Raw genomic sequence first — 26898 nt, 5'->3', positions numbered from 1 at the left:
CCGTCGTTCATCTCAGAATCAAGTCAACCCGCCATTTGCAGGCTCTATTGTTCAGCAAGTTTCAGTAAATTTGAGGAGAAACTATGCGTGTTTGTGTCATCGGCACCGGCTATGTAGGTTTGGTAACGGGCGTTTGTTTATCGCACATTGGGCATCATGTGATTTGCGTTGACAACAACGAAGAGAAGGTCAAGCTGATGCAGGCAGGACAGTCTCCTATTTTTGAACCAGGGCTGTCCGATTTGATGCAGACAGCGATCCAGAACGGACAGATTGAATTCACGACCGATCTGGGTGCAGGCGTTCGCCACGGAGACATTCTCTTTATTGCTGTTGGTACACCGCCCCTGCCGAATGGTGAGAGCGATACCCGCTATGTTGAAGCTGTGGCACGTGGCATCGGAGCGCATCTTAACGGCGGCTATAAGGTGATTGTCAATAAATCAACGGTTCCGATCGGCTCTGGCGACTGGGTACGAATGATTGTGCTGGATGGTGTAGCTGAGCAGCAGGCAGCTCTTGTCGGCACTGGCGGCTCAACGCTGACCGATCTCAAACCGGAGTTCGACGTGGTGAGCAATCCAGAGTTTTTGCGAGAAGGATCGGCCGTTTATGACACCTTTAACCCCGACCGCATCGTGCTGGGCAGCAACAACCCGAAAGCCGTGTCGATGATGAAAGAACTCTATGCACCGATTGTCTCGCGGGAGTTCGCGGAAGATAAATCGCTGCCGACGGTTCCTGTGCTGGTAACAGACATTAGTTCCGCGGAGATGATCAAGTACGCTGCGAATGCGTTTTTGGCAACTAAAATTAGCTTCATTAACGAAGTTGCCAATATTTGCGATCGAGTTGGGGCAGATGTAACGCAGGTTGCAAAAGGAATTGGTTTGGATTCTCGGATTGGCAGCAAGTTCCTGAATGCAGGTATTGGCTGGGGTGGCTCCTGCTTCCCCAAAGATGTGTCTGCCCTGATTCATACTGCGGATGACTACGGCTATGAGGCTCAGTTGCTTAAAGCAGCCGTAAGCGTGAATCAGCGACAGCGCATGATCGCCCTGGAAAAACTTCAGCAGGTGCTCAAGATTCTGAAGGGTAAGACGGTTGGATTGCTCGGACTCACCTTCAAGCCCGACACAGACGATATGAGAGATGCACCCGCCCTTGACCTGATTGAAAGCCTGCATCGCCTGGGGGCAAAAGTGAAGGCATACGATCCGCTGGTTTCTCAGAGCGGTCTGCGGCATGGCTTATCGAATGTCTTTGTTGAAACCGACGCTGAGCGATTGGCAGATGGCTGTGACGCACTGGTCGTGGTGACAGAATGGAAGCAGTTTGCTAGCCTCGACTACGTGAAGATGGCAGGACTGATGACCAATCCTGTGATTATTGACGGTCGTAACTTCCTGGATCAGGCAGCTCTGGAACAGGCGGGCTTCCGCTATGTCGGTGTGGGTCGTTAATTCCGATCGTTTGCTATCGTTCTAAAAGGACATGAGGGTCTATTTGTCCTGAATGTCTGTCTTGATTTCGAGGGTTTGGTGCTGCCAAGCCCTTTTTTTGCGATCGGTTTCTACACTAATAAGGAGAAGCAGACGTAATCGATCGATTCACGCGGTGCAGATTCAATGATAGAAACTCAATACAGCCACGCCTGGAATTTGTCCTCAGAAGAAGCTGTGCAGCTTCAGCATCGGCTCAAGTCAAACATCATCACGATTGATCAGCTGGGCGAAGTACGATCGGTGGCGGGAGTGGATGTGGGATTTGAAGATGGAGGCAATACAACGCGAGCAGCCGTTGCCGTTCTCAGTTTTCCTGACCTGCGTTTAGTGGAACGATCGGTCGCCCGTCGTCCAACCAGTTTTCCCTATGTTCCCGGCTTGCTGTCGTTTCGAGAAGTTCCGGCGGTGCTGGATGCCCTGGAGAAGCTGCGAACTTTGCCTGATTTGCTGCTATGCGATGGACAAGGAACAGCTCATCCGCGTCGGTTTGGCATTGCCTGTCATTTGGGGCTGCTAATTAACCTGCCTGCGATCGGGGTAGGAAAATCGCTACTGGTGGGTAAGTATGAGGAAGTTTTAGATACCAAAGGCGCGTGGCAGCCTCTAACACATCGCGGGGAAACGATCGGGGCAGTGCTGCGAACTCGTCCGGGCACAAAACCGCTTTACATTTCCCCCGGACATCGGATTAGCTTAGCGACGGCGATCGACTTTGTGTTGCGCTGCACGACCCGGTATCGGTTACCGGAAACCACTCGCTTTGCCCACAAGCTTGCCTCAGAAACGCCTGCTGCTCAGATCGATGCAATGCTGGCGGATAAGGAGCGAAATCTAGAAACCGAGGAACAGGTCAAACAGGGACAGCTTGATCTCTCTATCTAGCGCAGGAGGATTTAGCGCAGGGAAATTTAACGCAGATTGGCAGGCTATAGTGGGAAAGGATTTGCGGCTAGTACAACCTCCAGTTCGCAGAATTCGCAGAAATTGTCTGATTCAGCCGATCGACGTCAGATATTGACCAATGAGGAGAAAGCGATGACTTCCCCACAGCCTGCTTCAACTGACACCCCTGCAACGCCAACTCGTTCAACTGATGCGCCAGAAGTTGTTCCTCAGCCTGAGCCTGCTTTTGGCTGGACACGCTATGCCGAAATTATCAATGGACGGTTTGCCATGATTGGCTTTGTCGCGCTGTTGATTCTAGAATTCTTTACGCGGCAGGACTTTTTCACCTGGATAGGGCTGCGCTAATCGATCGAGAAGCAGGGAATTCCTGAGTGAGGCAGAGGCAGTCTGAACAATAAATAGTATCGCAGTTTCCTAAAGTGGAAATTGCTTTTTGAAAACTTCAGGAAGATCGGGAAAGCGTCGTATGATTTACGGCAACCCGATCTTTAATTTTAGTAGCAAGAACTACAGTCTCGCCAAGAAAATGATATCTTTGGAGTAGAGGAATACCACAAGATATCAGCCAAGGATGTTCACAATGAGCAGAAACCGTCATCAATCCATCACACAAACCGCTCAGCTCCACCGGGAAAATCTGCGTCGTAATCTAGAGCGTCGCCTTGAAGCTGCGCGAGCAAGCGGTGACCAAAGTTTAGTCAAAATGCTGGAAGCAGAAGCAAGCTATATCGGCTAAAGCCATTGGCTTGTCAGTCCTTCGTTCGCTGTTTAAGCTTCTTGCTGATGAACTGGGCAATGCAGGCTGGATTGACTGAACTTGAAGCTGTACTGGCTCCTTGATATGACGGACGTGCAGCTTAAGTTATTTTCCATTTAGTTAGCTCCATTGGTTGCGGGGTGAGGTGTAAGGACCTGACCCCATTTTCTTACGGCTAAGTAGACAAGATGCTAAGCAGACAGGATCTCAAGGCGATCGGCAAGGTGAGCAGTTGCTACCCTGGCAACCTTAAAAGCCATAAAACTCAGAAGCGAGCCGCTAACCCATAACCGAAGCGAGGAGCCGACGCGTGTTGAGCAAATCGTAGACGGCTGCAACCAGATTGGCGTGAATGGCGGTGGGCTGGAAGGATTGAAGGTAGGACTGACTGCGGATGCCGCAAGTGAGGGCGATCGTCGGAATTCCCACGGCTTGACCTGCGAGAATATCAGCTTCGGTGTCGCCAATCATGCAGGCAGAAGTCGCGATCGTACCCGGATTTCTCCAGGAACACTCGGCAATGACGCTGCTCAATAAATTTGTTTTATGCTCCGCCAGATTGACGTAAGCAAAGGAATCATCGGATGTGCCGCGAATTTGGCTAAACAGGTGGGCTAATCCTTCGCTTTGCAGCCACTGAGCCGCCTGGTTTTGACGGCGCAGCGTTACCAAAACAAGCCGAACCCCTTGGCTATGGAGCAGCGATAGGGCATGACGAACACCGGACTGGAGCGTATCTTGATGCAGCAGCTCTGGCTGATTTACAATCTGGCTGACTTGCTGAAGAAAGAAATCGATTTGTTCTCCCTGAAGCCCCGATCGCATCGCGATTTCTCGATCGGGCGTACGCTCTTGCTTCATTTGCCAGAACTGAGACTTGCTGAGCTGGTGAAGCGGGATTGAAGCTCCGTGAGCAACGGTGGCAGCTTGCACAGCGGCTAACCCCTGGCAATAGGTGCTGTAGTATCGTTCAGAAACATCCACGATCGGACCGTCAAAGTCGCAGAACACGGTGAGCGGAGTCATGGAACAGGCAGAGGATCTGTAGTGAAGCTGCACCCGTTGCTGATGAGTCGAAACGGCAAGACTTGCCATAGACGTTAATCGATCCAGGGAATTAATGTAACATTGGTTCACATTAGCAATCGATCTAATAAGGTGTCAACCGCTACAGAGGAAAATTTAATTAGTAAATTTTATATCAATGGATACAGTTTTTGAACGGCGCATCGCGTTGCTCTAGGGCTTCGCAATCGAGAAAGCTTCAAAGAGAAAAGGAATTATTCCACAGTTGAGGCTTCGCGTTCTAGCAGAATCGTAACTGGACCGTCGTTTTCGATCGAGACCTGCATCATTGCCCCAAAGCGACCTGTCTCGACTTTGAGCTTGCTCTGGCGTAGTTTTTGCACAAAAATTTCGTAATATTGCTCAGCAGAAGTCGGAGTAGCTGCTCGATCGAATCCAGGTCGTCTTCCTTTGCGGCAGTCTCCGTATAGAGTGAACTGACTGATGACCAGAATTTCGCCCTGAATGTCCAGGATAGAGCGATCGAATCTGTCGCCCGACTCTCCCGGAAACAGGCGCAGGTCAAGGCATTTTCGCACCATCCAATCTAGCTCTGCTTCGGTATCGGTGTTGGCAATGCCAACGAGCAGGTTTAAGCCACGTCCGATTTTGCCAATAATTTCGCCATCAACAGTGACTTGAGAAGCAGTGACTCGCTGAATAACAACGCGCATAGTCGGAAAGATTCAGAGAAAGCAAACGACCTTAAATTCAATACCTTGTAAGGTGAACGTTCTTGCCCGCCCTATTCAGCAGGTTATCGCTCAAACCAATGGGACAAGATGCCCACTTTATCTTCAACAAAAAGGAAATAAATAAGGACAAAGGGTTAGATTCAGGGTCTTAAAGTGAAAATCGGGCAGGAAACTAACCCACCCGATTACTCCATTGGGGAAACTGCTATGCAGCGTGAATCGATTCCAGCAGTCAATTACTTGCCGAAGCCTTTGCCGCGACTTGAGGGAACACAGAAGCAGTCTTGAATCTGCTGGCGTAGCGTGTCGTGATCCAGATTTTGACCAATCAGCACGATCTGATTTTTCTTGGGACGATCGCCCCACTCTTCATCGTCAAGAGAGAATCGCTTGCCGCTGAGGTGGAAGATGTGACGCTTCGGGCTTTCGTCGAACCAGAGGATGCCTTTGGCGCGGAAGACCGAGGCAGGCAGCAGATTGTCGAGGAAGTTCTGGAATTTTTTGATGGCGAAGGGCTTGTCGCTCTCGATTGAGATTGAGGTGAAGCCGTCTACTGCCAGGTGATCGGAGTGGTGATGGTGGTGATCGTGGTCGTGGTCATGCTCGCAGTGTCCGTGGTCATGGTCGCAGGCGGAGTGGTCGTGATGGTCGTGGTCGTGATCGTGATCGTGGTGGTCGTGATCATGCGCGTGATCGTGTCCCTTCTCCTCGGGCGCGAAATACTTGTCGGACTCAAACAGGCCCACGCTGAGGATGAGCGGCAGCGGAACCTGAGCTTTTTTAGTGCGGAGAATTCTGGCTCCGTCTTTCACATCCCGGATTTTGACTTCCAGCAAATCGAGGTTTGCTTCATCGACCAGATCGGTTTTGTTCAGCAGAATGATGTCGCCGTAGAGAATCTGGTTGTAGGCTGCCTGGCTGTTAAAGAGATCAAGGCTGTAGTTCTCGGAGTCAACTACAGTGACGATCGAATCTAGACGAGTTAAATCGCGCAGTTCGGTTCCCAGGAAAGTGAGGGCGATCGGTAAGGGATCAGCCAGTCCGGTAGTTTCAACGACCAGGTAATCAATCTGATCGCGGCGTTCCAAAACACGGTAAACGGCTTCGACCAGATCGTTATTAATGGTGCAGCAAATACAGCCGTTGCTGAGTTCCACCATGTTATCGTCGCTGTTATCCAGGGTGATCAGCAGTTCGTTGTCAATGCCAATCTCGCCGAATTCGTTGACAAGAACTGCGGTTTTTAGCCCTTCCTGGTTTGTCAGGATGTGGTTGAGCAGGGTCGTTTTACCGCTTCCTAGAAATCCGGTAATAATCGTCACCGGAAGCCCGTGCTTGGCATTGTCCATCTTCAAGGGCGAATTTGTCGTGGCTGCTGATGTCATAACCCGTAGGAGAAAGCGTCAGAATAGGAAGGAAAGCTTGCAACGTGACATCCTTTTCTGGAATGCTGACGGTTGCGAATGCCTCTTTTCCTTATTATTGCTGATTTCCTCAAAGATGAGGTTTAACAGATACTTATGACTCTAACGCTGTATAACACCCTAACCCGACGCAAAGAACCGTTTGAGCCGATCGAACCCGGTAAGGTGAAGATGTATTGCTGCGGCGTGACGGTGTATAACTACAGCCACCTGGGTCATGCCCGAACCTATGTAGTGTGGGACACGATGCGGCGATATTTGCGCTGGCGCGGCTACGAGGTGCGCTATGTGCAGAACTTTACTGATATTGACGACAAGATTCTGAACAGGGCGCGAGAAGAAGGCTCGACGATGCAGGAAGTTGCCGATCGCTACACGCAAGCCTACTTTGAGGATATGCGGCGGCTCAACATTCTGGAGGCAGACGAGTACCCGCGTGCGACCCATACGCTAAACGGTATTAAGCGACTAATTCACGAACTGGAGCAAAAGGGCTTTGCCTACGCCGCCGAAGGCGATGTCTATTACAGCGTGCGGAATTTCGCGGAATACGGCAAGCTGTCTGGGCGCAGGTTAGAAGATATGCAAGCAGGCGCAAGCGGTCGAGTAGAGGCTGATCCCGATGCCCAAAAGAAAAAAGACCCATTTGACTTTGCCCTGTGGAAAGCCGCAAAGCCGGGAGAACCCGCCTGGGAATCAGATTGGGGATCGGGTCGTCCGGGATGGCACATCGAATGCTCAGCAATGGTGCGCGAGTGCTTCGCAGATGCCGGTGGTAAAGAATTGGGGGAGACGATCGACATTCACATGGGCGGCGCAGACTTAATCTTTCCGCATCACGAAAACGAAATTGCGCAGTCGGAGGCGGCAACCGGGCATCCCTTAGCCCGCTATTGGCTGCATAACGGAATGTTGAACGTGAGCGGCGAGAAGATGTCAAAATCGCTGGGAAATTTTACGACGGTGCGCGCACTGCTAGATTCCCCAAACGCGCCTGATCCGATGGCAGTTCGCCTGTTCTTGCTGCAAGCTCAGTATCGCAAACCGCTCGACTTTACCGAAGAAGGCTTGACCTCGGCGACGAATGCCTGGGAGACGCTCACCGAGGGACTGCTGTTTGGCTTCAAGCACGGCGAGTCTGTGGGCTGGACAGATACGCAGGATTCCGCGTTTGGCGACCCGGCAGCGATGCGAATTCCCGATAGCGAAGCCGTGAAGCAGTTTCAGGCGGCAATGGACGATGACCTGAATACGGCGGGCGCAATGGCGGTAATTTTCGATTTAGCCAAGGAGCTTCAAAAAGAGAGCAATCGCCTGGTTCACGATGGCAAAGCCTTGTCCGATGCACAAACCCTGCGCGAACAGTGGCAAACCCTGGTCTGCCTCGCCCAAATTTTAGGACTGGAGGCAAAGCCCGTTGAGGAAACGATCGCCATTGACCCAGCTCAAATCGAGTCGCTGATTGAACAACGGCAGGCAGCGAAAAAATCGAAGAACTTTGCCGAAGCCGATCGCATCCGAGATGAACTGAAGGCTCAAGGCATTGCGCTGGTGGATAAACCGGGCGGTGTTGTGGAGTGGCACAAGATTTGATCAGATATTACTCAGATATTACAGGGAGTGAAGCGATCGCCATGACCCCGCTACTCCAACAGCTCATAGACCAGCCGACTGGAATCCGAGGAGCGTGGGAGAAGTTCAAACTGATCCAGCGGGCATGGGTAGGATCTTCAGGAGGGTGACTAGTCTATCCCGATGGAATTCTCGACCTTGTCAAAAGCAGTCCGCGCCTTTCGCCGAGAGATTTTAACCATGGCACAAGGAGCTAGCGATTCCTCCAGCCGTAGAACCAGCCGATGATACTGGGTTCACCCTGCATCTTTTCGAAGTCGCGCCGATTTTCTGCGGCAACCCGGGCATACCAGAGGCAGTGCTGTTCCCACTCTTCGCGCGATTGAACTTCGTGATAGAACTGGTGGGTGGTTTGATAGACAGTGAAGACTTCGGCAACGTCTGCCTGGGGTGTAGGGATGATGTGATGGGGAAACTCAGACATAGGAGCAGGGGGGATCGGGGGTTCTTTTAGCGTAACGGTTCTGGTAGTAAGCGACCAGTTGCCCTAGAGCCAGCCCCGCAATCGATAAACCACGATGCCGATGTATTCTTTCAAGGCACGGGTAAAGCCGTAGAGACCATCAATGTCGGGCAGCAGGCTGAGCAGTCTGGCTTCGCTGCTTCCGTTAGCGGCAGCAAATTCCTGGTCAGCAATGAGAAAGTCGGTGGGGGCAGGAAGGGCTTCGATTCCTAACTTTTTGAAGATCTGAATCGATCGCGGCATGTGCATTGCAGACGTAACCAGCAAAATTCGATTAATGCGGCGCGACTGAAGAAGCTGCTTTACATTTACAGCGTTTTCGCGAGTGTTGAGCGAAGTAGGATCTTGAACGATCGCCGACCTGGGAACCCCTAACGCTTCGACCAACTTTGCCATATCTGCCGATTCAGGATCGCCGCCGCCCTGCCAGGAAATTCGTCCGCCGCTGAGGATCACCAGAGGAGCTTTGCCCTCCAGATATAGCCTTGCTCCATGAATCGGTCGATCGCCTGCCTCCATGACATCAATCCAGGGGCGGGGTGGACTTTGGGACTTGGTGGCACCGCCTAAAACAACGATCGCCTCTGCGGTGGGCAGGTTTGCGGGCGGAAGATACTGCTGTTCAAGCGATCGAACCAGAGCGGCGGAAACCGATCGATTGCTGGTAAGCAGGAGCAGAGCCAGAGCAAGCCCAATACAGCCTGCGGTCAAGCGGGGACGTTTCCAGACCGTAAACAGAGCGATGATCAGCAAAAAGCAGGACAGTCCGAGCGGGTAAATCAGCAGCGGCAGCAGTTTAGAGAAGAAAAGAAACATGGCAACTGAAAGGTAGGAAAAGGACAGGAGGTGCAAGGGGAATTGGCTGCTTCGCAGTTCTCCCGAAGGGGAATCGCGCTAGTCTAAAGCTTCAGAGGACGTTTGAGCCGCGATACCCCTAATCCGAACCGCCTCCTCGCTCCCTAATTCGGAGGGGAACCGAGCCAACTTCGCTCTCGTTCAAAATTTCTTGAAGTTGGGAGAGCTAAGGGGCAATCCAGGATATCTGCTACTCCTCAAACATCCTCTCAGCAACGCCTGATTGTCTACCCTAATTCAGACCAATTTCATGAATATTGAAACCCTCGCCGTTCATGCGGGTCGATCGATCGATCCTGCCACTAAAGCCGTAACGACTCCTTTGTATCTCTCTACGACCTTTGAGCGAGAGCCAGACGGCAGCTATCCGCATGGATTTCTCTATACGCGCATGGCGAGTCCTAATCGAGAAATGCTGGAAGAGTGTCTTGCTGCGCTGGAAGCTGGAGCGGCGGCGGCGGCGTTTTCTTCGGGGTCTGCTGCCACGATGAGCGTATTTCAGTCGCTTGCGCCAGGGGAGCATGTGATTGCGCCGCTGGATGCTTATTCGGGGACAACCGCATTGCTCAAGACCGTGCTGATTCCGTGGGGGTTAGAAGTTTCGTTTGTGGATTTGACGGACCTGGCTCAGGTGCAGCAGGCGGTTCGCTCTAATACAAAGCTAATCTGGACGGAAACGCCCTCGAACCCGATGCTGCGAATTACAGACATTGCGGCAGTGGCAACGATCGCCCATCAGCACGGCGCGATTTGTGTTTGTGACAATACCTGGGCGTCTCCGGTGCTTCAGCGACCGTTTGAGCAGGGGGCGGATTTAATTATTCATTCCACGACGAAATATTTGGGTGGACATAGCGATGTGCTGGGAGGTGCGGTCGTGGCGCAAGCGAACGACGATCGGTTTGGGCGAATTCGTCAGATCCAGATCACAGGTGGGGCGGTAGCGGCCCCGTTTGACTGCTGGCTAGTTCTGCGGGGCATTCAAACCCTACCTTATCGAATGCGGGCACATTCGGAAAATACGATGAAAGTGGCAGTTGCGCTGGCTCAGCATCCGGCAGTCGAAGCGGTTCATTATCCAGGGTTAGCTGAGCATGAGGGACATTCGATCGCCAAAAAACAGATGCGCGACTTTGGCGGGATGCTGTCTGTGCAGGTGAAAGGCGGCAGAGCAGCGGCGTTTGCAGTGGCGGCGGGGGTGAAACTTTTGACGCGGGCGACCAGTCTGGGAGGAGTTGAAAGTCTGATTGAACATCGTGCCTCGATCGAAGGGGCAGGAACCCAAACACCAGAAAATTTGCTGCGATTGTCGATCGGCTTGGAAAACCCTGATGATCTGGTGGCTGACTTGACACAAGCCCTCGATCGCGCTGTGGTAGAAAAATAAGGGCATGGCGAGGAGTTGAGCGGGAGCAAAGCTGAGTGATAAACGGTGCAGTCAAAACCGCCGGGAATGCGATCAGCTCCTGGCTGGAAGAGAAGGCAGCAAAGCAATCTTTGATTGGAGATTCGGTATTTTTCAGCAAAGCGCATTTTCCCTGGACGGAGGAACTGGAGGCAAACCGGCAGACCATTCGGCAGGAATGCGATCAGGTAATGGGAAGGAAATTCCCCTAATCTCGCTTAAAAAAGGGGAACGAAATGTTTCTGGGCGTTGTTTTGCAATCGATTAAGCGGATGGATTAAGTTAACAAACTCAGTTAACAAATCAAGTTAGAAATTAAGTTAATTGTTTCAAACTCTCCCTTTTTGGGAAAATTTTAAGAGAATTTCGATCGCCCTTCTACTTACCCTAAACCTGTTCAAATCTATTCCCTGGTATCGCTCGATCGCTAGCTAATTTTACGAAGTGAGTTGCCACATTTTCTTATGACAGCGAACCGTACCCAATCTATTGATATCTCTAAGTTCAGTCGATCGATCGCCAGAGTTGCTATCTCTGAGCTGAGAGGCGATCGCTTTTTTGAGAAGTATAAGAAACCAGGAATTCCAGTTGTTTTGACTGGGGTATTTCAGCCCGATACCGACTGGAATATCGACTATCTTTCCCATTTGCTAAGCGATCAGGAATTTGTGCTGCGCTACTACGGCAAAGCGCGATATCAGCAAGATAAACGCCAGTGGACAAGCATTGGCAGCGGCGTTGCACCCCAAACGAAACCATTTCTGGAATACGCAGAGCTATTACAGAGCGGCGAAGCGTACGAGCAGGATATTTACCTGGCAAAATGCCCAATTCACGATACGCCCTTGATCGAGACAGAGGCGATCGAAGACTACAAAACTGCGATGAATCAGATCGGCTTCACTCAGCCTGCTAGCACAATGAACCTTTGGGTAGGACCAGGAGGTCATGTTGAGTCGCTGCACTATGACGTGATGGATGGGACGCTGATTCAGCTTCATGGCTCGAAGCGCGTGGTCTTGTTTCCTCGATCGCAGCTCAGCAACCTTTATCCGTTTCCGTTTTATGTGCATTTGTGGCACGGTTTGAGGTTGCGATCGTGGTTTAGCCAGGTGTATCCCGATCGTCCAGATTATGAAGCGTTTCCTAAACTTAAAGCGGCGATGCAGCACCGGATCGAAGTGATTTTGAATCCAGGCGAAGTGCTTTACATTCCAGCAGGGTGGTGGCACGAGATCTCGGCCCTGGGCGATGAAATGGTGTGTTCGGTGAATCGCTTCTGGCGGGTGTATCCAACTCCTCGTGCCGTCTTCTTCTGGGGACGCTGTCGGGGCTATCTGGGATCGGTTTGTGCGGTTCCTCATACGATCGGCAGCCTGATCGCAGCTCTGTTTCGACCCGATCGCCAGCAGCGGATTCGGCAAATTTTGCAAATGCTCTAGCGTTGTCGGATTACGGCACATTTAAAAAAAACTCGTCATAATCGCAGCAGTGTTCTCCCGCTTGCCGGGAAACAGTTCTGACAATCTGACAACGACTCTCCCATTCCTTCTGGCATGACGAACGTAAACCCCTTTTCTCTAGGCTGGATTCAGCGTCACTACCGGCTGATTGTTTTGCTGACTGCTGGATCGTTAGCCGTCATGCCCGGAGCGGTGATTGCGCCTGTTTTGCCGCAAATTGTACAGCAGCTTGCCCTCAGCAAAACCCTCGCAGGCTATCTTGTGAGTGCCCATTATCTGACGGTGGCACTATGCAGTCCGGTACTGGGAATTCTTGCCGATCGCCTGGGACGAACCAGAGTGCTGATCGGGTCACTGCTGGCATTTTCGATCGCTGGGATTGCGGGAGCCTGGACGACCAGCTTTTTGCCGATGTTGACCACTCGCGCCCTGCTGGGAGCCGCTACAGGAGGCATTGCCGCCGCCAGCCTGGGACTGCTGGCACAGATGTATCCCGATGAACAGGCGCGATCGCGGGCAATTGCTTACGCTTCGACTGCGCTAACGCTGGCAAACATTGTCTACCCACTGATGTCCGGCTGGACGGGAGCGCAAAACTGGCGGTCTGCTTTCTATCTATACGGTTTAGGGGTTCCACTTGCGCTGCTTGCGCTGCTGTTTCTACGCGAGGGCAAAGTCGCGCCAAGGGCAGCCAAAGCCGCTCAACAAAAAAATCTGGCGCAAGTGCTGCTCCGCCAGCCCCAAGTTCTACGTCTGTTGCTGACGCTGGGTATTACCGCCGCCACCGCTTTCGCTGCTGTGATTTATCTGCCGCTGCACCTGACCACCACGCTCGGCACAAGCACGATTGATAACGCCCTGGTACTGGCATCTCAGGCGATTGGAGCAGCCTTGAGTTCTGCCCTTGTGGTCAGTCGGCTGCATCGTCGCTTTGGCATAGTTGCCGCGATTCCGCTCGGCTTAGGACTGCTTGCCCTTGCTGCTGTGCTTATCCCGCAGGCTCAAGCATATTCCCTTTTCATTCCCCTTGCGTTTCTGTTTGGCGCAGGCTTGGGGATTGCCGTTCCCAGCCATTATGCAGCTCTGGCAACCCTGGCTCCGCTTGAACTTCAGTCCAGCATTTTAGCGATCGCCACCGGGACAAACTTTTTAGGACAGTTTCTTTCTCCAACGCTCTATGGTGTGGTGATTCAGCAAAGTGGTGTCGTGAGCGTGTTTTATGCAGCGGCGATCGTTGCTTTGATAATGGGCGGATTTTGGGTGCTCATGAGTCGCTCTAAATCAGATATTCCAGTGAAATAATAACCCCTACCACTGAACCTCCTCGATCACCACTAAACCCGCCAGAAACTGCCGATCCTCACTCAAATGCGGAACCTTTAGCGTCGTATCCGATGCTCCCCGCAATAACTGCCGCTGCCGCACGATCGCAAAACTCCCCGGAGCCAAAATTCGAAGGAACGGGGGCGGAACCTCAGCCGATCGCACTGTCGCGTAGGGATGGTTAAATTTTCCTAAAAGGCGATCGAAGTGATGCAAAAATTCCTGCGCCTGAGCCAGTGTTTGACCCGGAGCCAGTTCGATATTGAGCAAATAGCGAGCCGGAAACTCGCAATCGGATAGCGTCACGCAAAAATCATCCAGCGTCAAACCAAACTCTTGCTGAAGCAGTTGCAGCGTTTGCGCCACATGAAATTCCGTGGTTTTCTCAGTTGTAGAAGAAAGTAGCCCGCCGCGCCGATGCCGAAACACAATCATGGGCGTATCTTCCAGAAAACCCACCACCTGAATCACATCGCCAATGTCGTAGCGATACACGCCGCTATAGCTAGTGACTAGAATTCGGTAATATTCGCCCACCTTCAACTCAGAAGCCAGCAGCGTTTTCGGTTCTGCCGCCTCCCATTGATCGGAGGGAATGAATTCATAGAAGCCGCTGTCAAGTGCCAGCACCGCACCATCCTGGTTGAAACGGGTATAGACCGCAAACGTGCCTTCGGCTGTTCCATACACGCTACCAAACACAGGTGTATCACCAAAGTATTGGGGAAATCGCTCAAAGTAGAAGTCCGATGTGCCGCCTCTCGCCGTGCCGATAAACGAGAACTTTGACCAGACCGCTCTGGGCGTGAGTCTGCCTTCGGATCGCAGAATCGATCGCAGTTCTTCAGCACGTTCTGGATTCGATCGCCAGCGTTTCTCTAAATTCGATCGAATCTCTGGTGCAAGCTCCAGCCAGGGAGCAATCGTGCCTTTGGCAATGTCCTCGATCAGGCTTTCAGCGTTCTCCTCCAGAATGCGGCAGATTCGCAAAATCGACATGGGAAAATTCGATGACATTCCCCGCACCTGCGGATTCGCCAGCGCAAACAGAATACAAGCATAGTGACGGCTGAGGCTATCGCCAACTTCCATTGCCGCAAACGGCTGAACAAATGCCAGCTCACACAGTCGGCGATTCATTCGATAGCTGCCCACTGTTACGGGACCGTAGGGAATGCCTGCGGCAGTGCGCCCCTGAAGCTTCACTGAATTAGTAGACAGCAGTTTGCCAAAATGCACCGGAGGCTTGTTCTGTCTGCGCTGTTCCTCGATTGCCTCAAAAATAAACCCAAAACTCGCCGCGTTTGCTTTGCCCAACGATCGCTGAAATCGCCGCGTCACCGGAACCATTTTCTGCTTGCCCGTGGTGCCGCTCGTCAGGTTGATATACACCACCGGGTCAGCGGTCAGCACATTTGGTTCCCCATTAGCGATGCGCTGCATCAACGGCTCATAGTCCTCATACGACCAAATCGGCACGCGATCGCGAAACTCATCGATCGATCGCACCTCCCCCAGCCCAAACTTTTGCCCCAGTTCTGTGTCCTGCTGCACGCGCAGGAGCGTTTGCAGATAGGTATCTTGTGCGGCGATCGGGTCACGCGCCTGATGAATTAGCTTGGCTTTAGCGGCTGCACCGTAGGCTTTGAGCAAGGGCAAAACGAGGGTATTCATTCAGTTTGTCTTTCGCGTTGTTTGCAGTCTGTTTTAGGGTGGGCTGGAGAACCAGATTTTACAATGATGCTGTTTGACACTGCTGTAAGGTGATTCTGAAGCCCGAGGCGATCGAGTCTAGAAAATCCGGGAGTCTGAAGAAGATGCGTGAACCGTTACGACTTCCCGATCCGCCCGCTTAGGGTGTGTTTAAATCCCCGATGATTCCCCCTAATTCTCTTGCATTAACCCGTGAACCATTAACCCCATGAGACGAACGATTTCGCTCCAGGTTGCATCCCTTAGAAACCGGCCAGAAACCTATCAGTCGATCGACTCGTCATACCGATCAGTATGATGATGACTTGCATCCGCTTCAAAAATGGTTCACAATCCATCCGAAGGGGCTAAAAAGACAAGTAATTCTACTCAGTCTAAGTGGGTCATCTCGTCCGATCCCCTGTTGCTCATGGTGTAGGGTACGCTCATGGAACTGGCGACAACGCTGAAAGGTCAGACGGTTCAAAACAAAATTCGTGAGGTTGGTATCAATCCCAACCACTGGTATCCGGTTGCCTGGTCGCATGAACTGGAGCGGAGTCGGGTCATTCCGGTGCGGGTGTGGCAGCAGCCGATCGCCGTTTATCGGGATGCAGAGGGTCAGGTTTATGCCCTGGAAGATGCCTGTCCGCACAAAGGAATTGAGCTGCACCAAGGCGAGGTGACGGGCGATCGCTTGGTCTGTCCCTATCACGGGTGGGAGTTTAGCCCCCAGGGAGATTGCGTCAACATTCCCTATTTGCCGAAGGGTCAAAAATTGCCCTGTGCCCAGGCACGCAGCTATCCCGCTCAAGAGAAGTACGGCATCGTCTGGGTTTTTCCGGGCAACCCGGTACTGGCAACCGAACGATCGCTGCCCGAAGTGCCCGAATACGACGATCCCAACTGCTTGATCATTCCGATTACGGGACGGTTTCAGGCACACTTCTCGATCTGCAACGAAAACACGATGGATGTGTTCCACGGCTTTTTGCATCGCAATCTGCAAGGCTGGTTTGATCCCGTTTTGCTAAAGCTGCGCGAATCGGAAGGCTCGATCGAGGCACAGTATCGTGTTTCTTATCGCGGCTTTTTGTCGAAGTTTTTGGGGCTCAGTGCCGACAGCGATGGCGTGACCCAGCGAGTGGTGACGATTCAGTATCAATATCCCCACTACCACAGCACGATGGAAGGGGTGTCGTCGCTGTATTTGATGCGGCTTCCGGTGAGTCCAACTGAGACCCGATCGTTTTCGATGCTCTGTTTGCCGCTGGTCAGGCTGCCGAAATGGTTATTGCGATCGCTTAAGCCTGTAGCAGTGCCGCTTGTACGTCGTTTCCTGTTTATGCAGTTTCTAGAGCAGGACGTGGAGATGATGGAAAGCGAGCAGCGCAACTATCGGCTGAATTCGCAGCGTCGCTATGTCGAAATTAATCCGGCAATCATTGCGCTTCAGCGCGTGATCGTCCGTCAATATGAGCAATTCATCCAACAATCGGAGGAATCGCGCCTGGAGGCTGAACGCCTGTCCCAGGCTGGAGAGTCTGGAGCGGTTTCAGGAGCTTTGCAGGAGGCGAATTCCACCCCTGCGGCACAGCCCGCACCTACGGTGACGTATTAGCAGCGAGGTTTAAGCGAACTGTGCCTGTCTTGCAACTGTACCAACCGCCGCTCTACAAACGTTTAATTAGTGGCACTTTTGACTATAAACTTTCTTTAAGCCAAAGAAGGTTGATTAAAGCGCAGGAGCGATGGGCAGAGGCAACTTTTCGATTGATCGATCGGTCAAGGATACGTGTCAGTATTATGAATCAGTCAATCCCGCTTCCTGCCAGGGTTGAACTTGAAACACAAGGTTCGATCGGGTTCAGCGAATCTCAACTGAACTCAAGGACATGCATTCACAACAACGAATTGAGGTGAGGGGAGTTAACTGTGCGAGTTGTTAAGGAATACGTTCAACGCTGGTATGAAAGTGGTCTAGACCCTGATGAATACATCTGTCACGGCAGCAAAGCGGGGAATCTAGTTGAAATCGAAGAGGCGGCAACAGGCATTCGCCGTACCGTCCTGACCTTCTGCACCAACGATGTACTGGGACTGGTTCAAAACAAGGCTGTGCAGCAGGCGGCGATCGATGCGGTTCTCCAATACGGCACGTCAAACAGCTCTTGCTCGGTGCTAAGCGGTCGAATTGACCTGCATCGGCAGCTCGAAGACGAAATTTCTGCCTTCAAGCATCTGCCCCATACGCAGCTTTTCCTAAATGCGTGGATGGCAATGCAGGCGTTAATGGATGCCTTCTGTCATCTGGCGATTCCGGTTCCGGGGTTCCAAAACACCCGCGAAACCCTGATCATGACTGACATTCTCAACCACGGCTGCATCGTTTCCGCCCTGGCAAACGCCGGAACCCGATCGGGCAAAATGTTTGGCCACAGCCCCAGAGTACGGGTGCGGGCGTACCGTCACTGCGATATGGCAGATCTGGCACGGAAATTGCAGCGGCATGCTCGCCCAGACGATCGCATTATGGTCGTTTCCGATGCGGTCTTCTCAATGGACGGCGACATTGCTCCCCTGCCGGAAATGATCGACATCCTCGCGAATTATGAGGACAGTGTTCTAGTGATGGATGAGGCTCATGCCAGCGGCGCACTGGGCGATCACGGTGGCGGCATTTACGATTACTTCGGCATTTTGCCCCAGCACGCGATCGACAAAGGGGTGAATCCGCTGATTATGACCACCTTCTCGAAGTTCGCTGCGTCTGCTGGAGCCGCTATCAGCACTCACAGTGCTGAGCTGAAGCCACTTCTGAATGTTTCGCCGACTTCGATCGGTACAATTTCCCTTCCCGCTCCAACAACAGCAGCAGCACTAGAAAGCATTCGTCAGGTGCGCCAAAATCCGGCTCTGGTGAAGCGGCTCCACGAGAATACGAGCTATCTGCGGGCAAGACTGGTCGAGCATGACTTTGAGGCGATCGGCGAAACCAACGTCGTTCCCGTGGTGCTGCCGACTGACATTAACCCGAAGCACTTCGCCCGGCAGCTCATGTATGAACATGGCATTTGGGTATCGCCGATCTGGTTCATCGCCAAGCCGCGTTTGCGAATTACTGCCAATGCTCTGCACACCCGCGAAGAAATTGACAAGCTGGTGGCAGCGATGATGGCAGTGCGTGAGGCGCTTTATAAGACGACGATCAGCGCGTAAGCTCCTTAGGGTTGGTACTGCCTACCCTTAGCTTTAGGCATCGAATCGTTGCTTTCTAAGCAGCCTAGTCGCATCAACACAGATCAAACGATGTAATCATATTTCGTCTTTTACTAGGGCGGGGTTAATCCCTGCCCTTACTAATTTCTGGGGTTTGCAGTATTTGCGTTGTTAGGATCTATCCCTGCTGTAGGTTAGTTTGAGGGAGAGCATCTAGCTCAGTTCGTTTATCAGGCGATCGTCAGGCGATCGAATGTAAGCCAAACAGAATTTTATTCCTGACGCGAGCGACAGCGAAAAAGCTGATAAGGAAAGCCAACCCGATGAAATTCTTCTGGATCAACGGGACAAAGAGCTTTGCGATTGGGAGTTGCCGGATTAGACAACCGCAGGCGAGACGGATAATCTTTGGTTCGCATTCCGGGAGACGCAACGACCCAGAGATTGAGCGGCATCGGCAAGGGCTGAGCAAGCTGGGGCAGGGTGCGCCAAACCTGACTGTATCCCTGAGTCCGATCGACAAAGGCAAATCTCACGCGGTCATTGACTAGATCGGGCGGAAACTGCTTGCGAAGTTCCAGGGCAAAGCTGAGTCCCAAGGCAATTTCCTGCGGCGATCGATAGCTAACCATAGCCACCAGCGATTGGTCTGGTTCAAATGCCATGTCCTGAGCGACGCGTGTCGGACGGTAAGACTTTTGAAAAGCAAAACCGTTCACCACCAGTAAACTGCTAAGCAGCCCAACAATGAGTAGAACGATCGGTGTAGCGCGATTTGAAGTCTTGTCTCTCTGATCTTGCCCACCAATTAAAACGGCTCCTAATAACGCACCCATCGCCGGATAGTAAACGAAGTTATAGCGGGGAACAATGGTCAGATCCTTGTCGAGCAGATAGACGATCGCAAAAAATTCCAGCAGCACAAAGCCGACAAATCCACTCAGCAGCAGCAGCGGCGGACGAACAAGCTGATTTCGCCATTGCCGTCGAATTCCTTTCACAATTTGCCATCCTAGCCAGAGGGCAAAAATTAACCCAATACTGCCGAAAAAGTAAACGATCGAGTCTGGCTGTTCCTCGATCGGCAGGGCAATCACCATCAGCAGCCAGCCTACCAGCGTTTGATACAGCGGCGCGATCCGATCAGTCCAATCTGGCTTGTAGGGAATGAGCCAGTCGGTTTCGGGACGACTCAGGTGACTGAGAAAGATCGGAAACCAGGGCAGATAGCCCGCCCCCAGCGCAAGAATGCCTGACCCCAACCCTACCCAGTGACGGCGCAGAATCTCGCGTCGCTGCCAGAACATCCAGAGGGCGATCGTTCCAATCTGGGCAATCAGCGCAAGCAAACAAAAATAGTGAACGTACAGCCCGATCAGGTTAATTCCCGTCCAGCTTATCCAAAGCCAGGGTGTAAAGGTACGGGGCGACTGCTGAATCTTGACCAGCATCACCAGAGCCAGCGTGATGAGCAGCATGGGCAGCGTGTAGTGACGAGCTTCCTGCGACAGGTAAACCGCGAACGGCGAAACTGCCATTAGCGCAGCCCCAAACCAGGCAGCCGCAGGCGAAAACGCGACTCGATTTAGCCAGTAAAGTGCGGCGATCGATCCCACTCCAAATAGGGCAGGCAGCGATCGAATTGCCCAGACCCAGTTGCTCGAATTGGGCTGAAGCCAGGCTAGCCAGTGATAAATCAGGCAAAAGAACAGCGGTGGATGCACCGATTCGTGCACCAGGGTTTGAGTAATCTGCGGACAGGACACCCCCGATCGAAACGAAAAAATCTGCTCCAGATCCGTCAGCGAAAAAAAGACATTCAACGGCACATCTGCCGAACTTTTGCCCATCGTAAATAGGGCAGTCAGCACTTCATCCAGCCAGAGCGGTTTCGCATCAAGGTTCCAGAAGCGTAGCCCCAAGCCCAACAGCAGAATTAGCGTCAGCAGCAGGGCTGAATTCACTTTGCTGGTACTGAACTCTTTTAGGCGCACGGTTGCCGGCTTCCTGACGCGATCGGTTGCGATACGGTTTAGAGAATGTTTGAAAATTGGCGAGTTCTTTTCCCTTAACGCTGATGCGATCGCTCAGTGACTTCAAAGGGGAACTGCTTCGCACTACTTTTCAGTTTCTATAAACTGTAAGAAATAGAAAAACTTTGGAACTCATCATGGCAAACGCAAGCAACGTATTGGGAACTCCACTGCAACTCTGCTGCACTTCCCCCATAACCGGATACTACCGCGACGGCATGTGCAGCACTGGAGCAGGCGATGTGGGGGCGCATGTGGTTTGCGCTCAAGTGACAGCAGAGTTCTTGCAGTACACCCAATCTCGCGGCAATGACCTGTCTACGCCAATGCCGATGTTTAACTTTCCCGGACTGAAGCCGGGCGATCGCTGGTGCCTGTGTGCCTCGCGCTGGAAAGAAGCCCTGGATGCAGGCGTTGCGCCGCCCGTGGTGCTTGCCTCAACCCATGCTTCTGCACTGGAATACGTGTCGCTGAACGAACTAAAGCAGCACGCGATCGATCCAGAAGCCGTTTAGTCCTTTGATAATTAGTAAATCCTTAATTAAAAATTAAAGGTCTAAGCCAGGGCAGTGCTCAGGCAGCAACCAAAATCACCGACAGTAATGCCAGCCCAATGCCAACGGCTTGCCGAAAGGTAATCGCCTCATGCAAAAAGAAATGGGCTAAGCCGAGCGTCACTGCCGGATAAAGGGCAGATAGGGTCGCAACCAGCGTTACGGGTCCATGCACGACTGCCTGGAGGAAGCAAAATGCCCCTCCTGCACCGAGCAGCCCGGTCATCATTGCCAAAGGAATACCTAACGGGTGAAGCTGTGGGCGAAACTGAAGTCCTGCGAGGGTGATTGCACCCAGTAGCAAACCACCCGCGACTTCAAAGATAATCGCGCTGCTGGGTGCTAGATAGCGGGTTGTCAGCTTGGGCAAAAAACCCCAAAATCCCCACAGAAAAATGGCGGCGGTCGTGGGTAAAATCCACTCTTTCATAGGTTTTGAATTACTCCAGGTCAGGCAATTCATCCATTTGATTGAATTAGCCTGATCCACAAAGAACTTTCTTACCCTAGCGCAAGCACCGCTATAGCACTTCTGCCTTCAGCTTCGAGATGGGCAGGTACAGCATCTTTTGCCACCCTGGTACATAAGCCCGCTTGCGAAACACATCATACTGATTTCGCTCGATCGCATTCAAAATCCCGCGATACAGCATCAGGGCAGACCATACTGGGAATCGAGCATCAGGGCTGAGTTGACTAATTCCCGATTCAGCTTCGGCAAAAAACTTGCGGGCACGCTGAATTTCGTATTTCATCAGGGCACGCCAGCGATCGTCCACAACGAAGTTAAACAAGTCTTTTTCGCTGTAGTTAAATTGCTCCAGGTCTTCCAGCGGCAGATAGATTCGTCCCCGACGGGCATCTTCTCCTACGTCCCGAAGAATATTCGTCAACTGGTTCGCAATGCCCAGTGCGACTGCCTGAGGTGTAGGATTATGCTGCGGTTTGCCCTGATCCCAGGGAGCAGTTCCGTGACGAGTATCAACTCCCATTACCGGGGTCGTCATCAAGCCAACGGTGCCTGCTACCCGATAGCAGTAAAGCTCTAGTTCTTCAAAGGTTTCATAGCGCGATCGATACAGATCCATTCGCTGGCCGGCGATCATGTCGCGAAAGGGCTGAATCGGAATCGGAAAGCGATCGAGCGTATCGACCAGAGCCACATCTACATCTTCGAGCGGCTGTCCGGTAAACAGAGTTTCTAGATTGCGCTCCCAGTGATCCAGCGTCTCCTCGGTGGTTAACGCCGCACGAGGACCATCGACCAGTTCGTCGGTGCGCCGACACCAGACATAAATTGCCCAGATTGCGTGGCGCTTTGCCTCAGGCATCAGCAGAGTACCGAGGTAGAACGTTTTGGAATACTCTGCCGTAATCCGACGACAGATTTCGTAGGAGACCTCTAGAGGAGTTAGGGCAGTAACACGGGGAGATTCAGGCAGTTGCAGCATTACATCGCAAGCTGAGGGTTGACTTCGGCGCAGGAACTTCGGAGCGATCAGCTATCAGCTATTCTCCTACGGAGGTGCAACAAAATTGGCGGCAGTTTGGGAAATTTGCGAGGATTTGTTCGCTATCTGCTGCCAGGGTGCTTAAACAGAAGCAGTAAGCTCTAATTTTGCTGCAGTTTGCTCCAGTTCAGACTGTCGATCGACAATCGCTTGAGCCGTCAGTTTACCAGATAATACTGCTCCTTCCATACTGGCAAGGTATCGCTGCATTGTATAACTGCCCGACAGGAAAAAGTTTGCAATTGGGGTTGCCTGATCCGGGCGATATTCCTGCCGTCCGGGAGTTGACTTATAAACCGATCGCGGCGTTTTCACGACCCTCGATTTCAGCAGTCTGGCAGAATCTTCTGTACCAAAGTGATCAGGGAAGAGTCGATGTAGCTCTGCCATTGTTGCCGCTACGATTTCTTCGTCTGATTTGTCGATCCAGTCCTTTGCCGGAGCCAGTACCAGTTCCAGCATCGAGCGATCGGGATTCTCGTATTCGCGGCAGGTGTTGCTCATATCGGCATAAACGCTAAGCAGCGAAGAGCGCGAAAACAGCAAGTTATCGATATCGGTCAGCTTGCGATCGAACCACAAATGCAGGTTGATCACGGGTACACCTTCCAGTCCATCGAGCTGTTTGAAGTAGTCTACAGACCTCCACGGCTGCGGCAGCAGGGCTTTTAGCACATCTACCGACATTGCAGACACATAGGCATCGGCAGTCACAACTTCATCGGATGCACCTTCCAGTCCGCGAATCAGAAAATCCTTTACCGTGCCGTCGGCATTGAGGCGAATCTCCTTCAAGGGCTTCTTGAGCAAGACCTGACCGCCCCGTTCGGTGATGTAGTCTACCATGGGCTGACAAAGCCGCTCGGTTGGCGAACCGTCCAGAAACGCCATTTTTGAGCCGTACCGCTCCTGCAAAAAGCGATTCATTGCTGTGAGAATGATCGTAGAAGAAATCTCATCGGGTCCGATAAAGTTTAGCGACTTAGACATCGCGATAAAAATCTCTTCGTTCACCCGCTCTGGAATCTTGTGCTTTTGCAGCCATTCAGTCCAGGAATATTTGTCCATTTCCTCGACGTATGTCTGACCGCGCAGCATCACGGGAACTAAGCCGATCGCAAACTTGATCTTTTCCTCCCAAGTCAGCATATCGTTGTTGCGGAGGATGGCGGTAATGCCGTTCCAGGGAGCTGGAATATCAGGGAAGTCGAAGCGAGAATACACTCCCGGATTATCCGGCTGATTCATAATCAGTGAATGCTCTTTCCACTGAAGTCGGTCTTCGATGCCCAGCTCCTTTAATAGCTGCAACATATTGGGATATGCACCGAAAAAGATGTGCAGTCCAGTTTCGTACCAGTCGCCGTCTTCATCTTTCCAGGCGGCAACCAATCCACCCAGCACATCCCGACTTTCAAACACGATGGGCGTATGACCTGCATCCACCAGGTATTTGGCACAAGCCAAACCTGCTAGCCCTGCTCCTGCGATCGCAACACGCATTGAACGCTCTACCCTTTGGAGTACTCACTGCCTCATTATTATACGTTGCAGAATGTTACGTTTAGCGGGCAGCGGAGCGAATCCTGAAGGAAATCTGAAATCAATGCAGAGTGCGATCGTCACAGGTTATCAGGCTCTTGTCCTGTAATGAGTACTAATGATAAGTACCAAGGATGAATACCTAATCACGAATGACCAATAACGAATGACGCTAAGACTTGTCTAACCGAACGAGCAGCCGCCGCAGCACGGCAATTTCAACGCCCAACGTTTTATAGCCTACGCGATCGAACAAAACGACTACTTTATCGCCCTCGTAGCGCATCACCGTACCCACACCCCAAGATTTATGCACGACCTGACTGTTAACCGGATAAGGCTGACGGTCCGAGTCCTCGATAATCACTCCGTTCTTGCAGTTGTCGCAGTTGTCGCAGGGCTTCTGGTACTCCTCGCCAAAATAGTTGAGCAAATATTCCCGCCGACAATCCTGCACTTCAGCATAGCTTCGCATCATTTCTAGGCGCGATTTCTCGAACTGTCGCTGTCTTTCCTGCCCCTCAACGGCGGCTGCGGCTGCAACTTCCAAGTCTTCTACTTCCTCACTGACCGCCACTTCTCCTGTTGGCAGAGTTTTAACTGCGCCTACTGCGTTGAGGTGACTGAGAGCTGTTTTTAGCTTGCCCTGAGATAGCTCGGTTTGCTCCTGGAGTTCCTTAGGGGTAACGGGTTCATCCTGCTCCTGAAGTATTTCTGCAACCTGCTTCACCTCTTCGGTTTCTAAATGTCCACCGCTTGCAAAAAATCGGCGCAGCCTCAAATCATCAGGATTGTAGAACAGGATAATTTCTGCGGGGTCGCCATCTCGTCCTGCCCGTCCGATTTCTTGGTAGTAGGAGTCGATCGAATCACTAATATTGGCATGAAACACAAACCGCACGTTTGGCTTATCCATGCCCATGCCAAAGGCAGTTGTTGCGACTAAAACGTCAATTTCGTCTTGCATAAATGCGGCTTCGGTCTGAGTTCGATCGCTCGATTTCATTCCGGCATGATAAAAACTCGATCGCAGCCCAACTTCCTGAAGCTTCTGGGCAATTTCCTCAGTGTGCTTGCGGGTTGCCGCATAGACAATTCCTGGCTTCGCTGCCTGCCGAACACAACTGATGAGCGCGTCCTGTTTTTCTGCCTCATCGTCGAACCGACGCACGTCTAAATACAAATTGGGGCGATCGAACCCACGCACAATTACTGCCGGATTCTTCATGCCGAGTCGCTGCATAATTTCTTCCCGTACTGGAGGCGCAGCCGTTGCCGTTAGTGCGAGAACGCGTGGATGCCCCAGTGCCTCGATTACCGTTCCCAGCCGCAAATAGTCCGGGCGAAAGTCATGTCCCCAGGAACTCATGCAGTGCGCTTCGTCTACCACAAACAGCGACGGCTGTGCTGCCTGAAGCTGCTCTAGCGTTTCGGGATTGTTAAACTGTTCTGGAGCCAAAAACAGAAATTCCAGGTCGCCCTGCTTAAAGTTCTCAAATGCTTCTTGGCGATCGGATGGCTTCACGGCTGAGTTAACCACTGCTGCGGCTCCCACATCCTGCTGGGCGATCGACTGCATCTGATCCCGCTGGAGCGCAATTAAGGGCGATACGACCACTGTCGCTCTGGGCATTACTGAGGCAGCAAGCTGATAAATTGCAGACTTTCCCGCTCCGGTAGGCATAACTGCCAGCGTGTCGTGTCCGTCTAAAACTGCCTGAATTGCCATTTCCTGACCAGGTTTCAGCTTGTCGTAACCAAAACGCTGCTGCGCGATCGAATTCAGTTCCCCAAGATTCAGCTTTTTCCTGCCCATGTGCTATCTACTGCCATTGCCATTTAAAATTTGACGCATCACTGAAAACAGGAAATTTCACGCGACATACAGCCATAGAAATCTCTGGATGTTTTATCGGATCGGTGTCCTGGCAACCCAATTTGGATGGGCATGACAATCACCCCACCAGGGATTTAAAGAAGTTGCACATCGAGTGATTTGAGTTTTCGGATGAGCGTAGTCGTAAGATAGCGAAACTCAACCACAGCACATATCGTTACTTGGAGAGATCAGCCGTCTTCAGGCTCTCTTCACAGGGAAGAGTCGCTCGCTGGAGTGCCCACAATATTCCAGTCGCGATCGTACTGCTGAACAGCATCAAACCGATTTGCGGTTTCCCTAAAATAGCGCAGCTCAAACTTGCCAACCCCAGGACGATCGCTAATCCTCTGGCGTAAGCTAACATTCGTCGCGCAGCTTGCTGAGCCTCGGTCACCCGCTTTAGCAAATCGGCATCTTTGCCTAAATATTCCGAAGCGTGCAGCAAATGCTGGTTTGCCTGATACTTCACCAGATCGAGCTGATAGTAAGTGCCCAGTTCACGATCGCGCAGATTGGCTACAGAATTCAGCCCAAACCGCTTTGCGTGAGCGATGGCTGTCCGAACCTGCTGCTTGGTCGCGCAAGGACGCAGAGCCTCAAACACGGATTCTCGATACACGCCCGTCTTTGCCATTTCGAGAATTTGCTCGCTGAGTTCCGATACAGAGAGGCGGCGCGTGATTCCGTTCATAAGCATGTAAGCAGGATGTTCAGGGTTCTATCCTAGCCCTCTTTGTACTGGTTTTGTACTGCTTATTCTATTTCTGGTTATCAGATTTAAACCGTTCCACCATAAACGATCGCTGTTGAGCATGTTTGGTTTTGCGTCTACTCACGCGCTTGCACCACATCATCTATAAACCAAAAAGACACCCTCCTTGAGGAGAGTGCCTTGATTGCTAAGCAGCGAGAGCTTAACCGTGGATAGCGGGAGCGGTGACTGCAACAGGAGCAGCCTCACCCGCAGCCAGGTCA

The 26898-nt window shown here is 52.0% G+C and carries 25 protein-coding genes; 12 read left to right on the top strand and 13 right to left on the bottom strand.

Annotated features, from left to right (window positions below; translation table 11 throughout):
• Window positions 1-83 precede the first annotated feature (83 nt).
• The 4 genes from H6F80_RS21200 to pirA all read left to right on the top strand — a co-directional run bounded on the left by H6F80_RS21200 (window position 84) and on the right by pirA (window position 3147).
• Window positions 84-1463 carry a UDP-glucose dehydrogenase family protein gene (locus tag H6F80_RS21200; protein ID WP_190793510.1) on the top strand — a complete coding sequence of 460 codons (1380 nt, stop codon included), beginning with the start codon at window positions 84-86 and terminating at the stop codon, window positions 1461-1463.
• Window positions 1464-1628: 165 nt separating this feature from the next.
• On the top strand, window positions 1629-2387 hold the full coding sequence (gene nfi / locus H6F80_RS21195; RefSeq protein ID WP_190793509.1) for a deoxyribonuclease V: 759 nt from the start codon (window positions 1629-1631) through the stop codon (window positions 2385-2387).
• Between the two features lie 153 nt (window positions 2388-2540).
• Window positions 2541-2756 (top strand): CAB/ELIP/HLIP family chlorophyll-binding protein, encoded by a 216-nt coding sequence (locus H6F80_RS21190; RefSeq protein WP_190793508.1) that lies wholly within the window; start codon window positions 2541-2543, stop codon window positions 2754-2756.
• A gap of 235 nt (window positions 2757-2991) precedes the next feature.
• A complete protein-coding gene (pirA, locus tag H6F80_RS21185) occupies window positions 2992-3147 on the top strand; it encodes an arginine synthesis PII-interacting regulator PirA (protein WP_190793507.1) in 156 nt (51 codons plus the stop codon).
• 300 nt (window positions 3148-3447) lie between these two features.
• Here pirA and H6F80_RS21180 read toward each other — a convergent pair whose 3' ends face one another.
• The 3 genes from H6F80_RS21180 to H6F80_RS21170 all read right to left on the bottom strand — a co-directional run bounded on the left by H6F80_RS21180 (window position 3448) and on the right by H6F80_RS21170 (window position 6313).
• Window positions 3448-4263: an HAD family hydrolase gene (locus H6F80_RS21180; RefSeq protein ID WP_190793506.1), complete on the bottom strand. Its 816-nt coding sequence runs from the start codon at window positions 4261-4263 to the stop codon at window positions 3448-3450.
• 185 nt (window positions 4264-4448) lie between these two features.
• A complete protein-coding gene (gene dtd, locus H6F80_RS21175) occupies window positions 4449-4907 on the bottom strand; it encodes a D-aminoacyl-tRNA deacylase (protein WP_190793505.1) in 459 nt (152 codons plus the stop codon).
• A 257-nt stretch (window positions 4908-5164) separates the two neighbouring features.
• On the bottom strand, window positions 5165-6313 hold the full coding sequence (locus H6F80_RS21170; protein ID WP_199296727.1) for a CobW family GTP-binding protein: 1149 nt from the start codon (window positions 6311-6313) through the stop codon (window positions 5165-5167).
• Window positions 6314-6448: 135 nt separating this feature from the next.
• On the opposite strand from H6F80_RS21170, the gene cysS reads away from it, so the two are divergent.
• A complete protein-coding gene (gene cysS, locus H6F80_RS21165; protein WP_190793504.1) occupies window positions 6449-7945 on the top strand; it encodes a cysteine--tRNA ligase in 1497 nt (498 codons plus the stop codon).
• 232 nt (window positions 7946-8177) lie between these two features.
• Here cysS and H6F80_RS21160 read toward each other — a convergent pair whose 3' ends face one another.
• Window positions 8178-8408 carry a hypothetical protein gene (locus tag H6F80_RS21160; RefSeq protein WP_190793503.1) on the bottom strand — a complete coding sequence of 77 codons (231 nt, stop codon included), beginning with the start codon at window positions 8406-8408 and terminating at the stop codon, window positions 8178-8180.
• 63 nt (window positions 8409-8471) lie between these two features.
• Complete coding sequence (locus H6F80_RS21155) at window positions 8472-9263, bottom strand: YdcF family protein (RefSeq protein WP_190793502.1); 792 nt, start codon at window positions 9261-9263, stop codon at window positions 8472-8474.
• Window positions 9264-9552: 289 nt separating this feature from the next.
• Between H6F80_RS21155 and H6F80_RS21150 the strand changes: the two genes are divergently transcribed.
• From H6F80_RS21150 to H6F80_RS21135, 4 genes are all read left to right on the top strand, one after another.
• Window positions 9553-10689 carry a trans-sulfuration enzyme family protein gene (locus tag H6F80_RS21150; RefSeq protein WP_190793501.1) on the top strand — a complete coding sequence of 379 codons (1137 nt, stop codon included), beginning with the start codon at window positions 9553-9555 and terminating at the stop codon, window positions 10687-10689.
• A gap of 35 nt (window positions 10690-10724) precedes the next feature.
• A complete protein-coding gene (locus H6F80_RS21145; RefSeq protein WP_190793500.1) occupies window positions 10725-10919 on the top strand; it encodes a hypothetical protein in 195 nt (64 codons plus the stop codon).
• Window positions 10920-11171: 252 nt separating this feature from the next.
• Complete coding sequence (locus tag H6F80_RS21140; protein WP_199296726.1) at window positions 11172-12149, top strand: cupin-like domain-containing protein; 978 nt, start codon at window positions 11172-11174, stop codon at window positions 12147-12149.
• A 114-nt stretch (window positions 12150-12263) separates the two neighbouring features.
• The gene (locus tag H6F80_RS21135) at window positions 12264-13472 is read left to right on the top strand and encodes an MFS transporter (RefSeq protein ID WP_199296725.1); all 1209 of its coding nucleotides are present in this window, start codon (window positions 12264-12266) and stop codon (window positions 13470-13472) included.
• A gap of 6 nt (window positions 13473-13478) precedes the next feature.
• Here the strand turns inward: H6F80_RS21135 and H6F80_RS21130 are convergent, their stop codons facing one another.
• Window positions 13479-15167, bottom strand: a complete 1689-nt coding sequence (locus H6F80_RS21130; protein ID WP_190793499.1) for a GH3 auxin-responsive promoter family protein — start codon at window positions 15165-15167, stop codon at window positions 13479-13481.
• A 466-nt stretch (window positions 15168-15633) separates the two neighbouring features.
• On the opposite strand from H6F80_RS21130, the gene H6F80_RS21125 reads away from it, so the two are divergent.
• Window positions 15634-16806, top strand: coding sequence for an aromatic ring-hydroxylating dioxygenase subunit alpha (locus tag H6F80_RS21125; protein ID WP_190793498.1), 1173 nt, complete (start codon window positions 15634-15636; stop codon window positions 16804-16806).
• A 314-nt stretch (window positions 16807-17120) separates the two neighbouring features.
• Complete coding sequence (locus tag H6F80_RS21120) at window positions 17121-18404, top strand: aminotransferase class I/II-fold pyridoxal phosphate-dependent enzyme (RefSeq protein WP_190793497.1); 1284 nt, start codon at window positions 17121-17123, stop codon at window positions 18402-18404.
• Between the two features lie 272 nt (window positions 18405-18676).
• Here H6F80_RS21120 and H6F80_RS21115 read toward each other — a convergent pair whose 3' ends face one another.
• Window positions 18677-20368 (bottom strand): glycosyltransferase family 39 protein, encoded by a 1692-nt coding sequence (locus H6F80_RS21115; protein WP_199296724.1) that lies wholly within the window; start codon window positions 20366-20368, stop codon window positions 18677-18679.
• A 206-nt stretch (window positions 20369-20574) separates the two neighbouring features.
• On the opposite strand from H6F80_RS21115, the gene H6F80_RS21110 reads away from it, so the two are divergent.
• Window positions 20575-20952: a DUF2237 family protein gene (locus H6F80_RS21110; RefSeq protein WP_190793496.1), complete on the top strand. Its 378-nt coding sequence runs from the start codon at window positions 20575-20577 to the stop codon at window positions 20950-20952.
• A gap of 58 nt (window positions 20953-21010) precedes the next feature.
• On the opposite strand, the gene H6F80_RS21105 is transcribed toward H6F80_RS21110, so the two are convergent.
• The 6 genes from H6F80_RS21105 to H6F80_RS30900 form a co-directional block, all read right to left on the bottom strand.
• Window positions 21011-21421: an EamA family transporter gene (locus H6F80_RS21105; protein WP_190793495.1), complete on the bottom strand. Its 411-nt coding sequence runs from the start codon at window positions 21419-21421 to the stop codon at window positions 21011-21013.
• Between the two features lie 91 nt (window positions 21422-21512).
• Window positions 21513-22442, bottom strand: a complete 930-nt coding sequence (crtB, locus tag H6F80_RS21100; protein WP_190793494.1) for a 15-cis-phytoene synthase CrtB — start codon at window positions 22440-22442, stop codon at window positions 21513-21515.
• Window positions 22443-22583: 141 nt separating this feature from the next.
• Window positions 22584-24005 (bottom strand): 15-cis-phytoene desaturase, encoded by a 1422-nt coding sequence (gene pds / locus H6F80_RS21095; protein WP_190793493.1) that lies wholly within the window; start codon window positions 24003-24005, stop codon window positions 22584-22586.
• A gap of 211 nt (window positions 24006-24216) precedes the next feature.
• Complete coding sequence (locus H6F80_RS21090) at window positions 24217-25860, bottom strand: RecQ family ATP-dependent DNA helicase (RefSeq protein WP_190793492.1); 1644 nt, start codon at window positions 25858-25860, stop codon at window positions 24217-24219.
• Between the two features lie 238 nt (window positions 25861-26098).
• The gene (locus tag H6F80_RS21085; protein ID WP_190793491.1) at window positions 26099-26614 is read right to left on the bottom strand and encodes a hypothetical protein; all 516 of its coding nucleotides are present in this window, start codon (window positions 26612-26614) and stop codon (window positions 26099-26101) included.
• Between the two features lie 67 nt (window positions 26615-26681).
• Entirely contained in the window at window positions 26682-26774 is a 93-nt protein-coding gene (locus tag H6F80_RS30900) for a DUF2805 domain-containing protein (protein ID WP_347277908.1), read from the bottom strand.
• Between the last annotated feature and the right edge of the window lie 124 nt (window positions 26775-26898).

This window comes from Leptolyngbya sp. FACHB-711 (assembly GCF_014695615.1).
Taxonomy (GTDB): Bacteria; Cyanobacteriota; Cyanobacteriia; order Elainellales; family Elainellaceae; genus Leptolyngbya_A.
The sequence above is the reverse complement of the archived record's forward strand: the minus strand, read 5'-3'. Positions and strand labels throughout refer to the sequence as shown.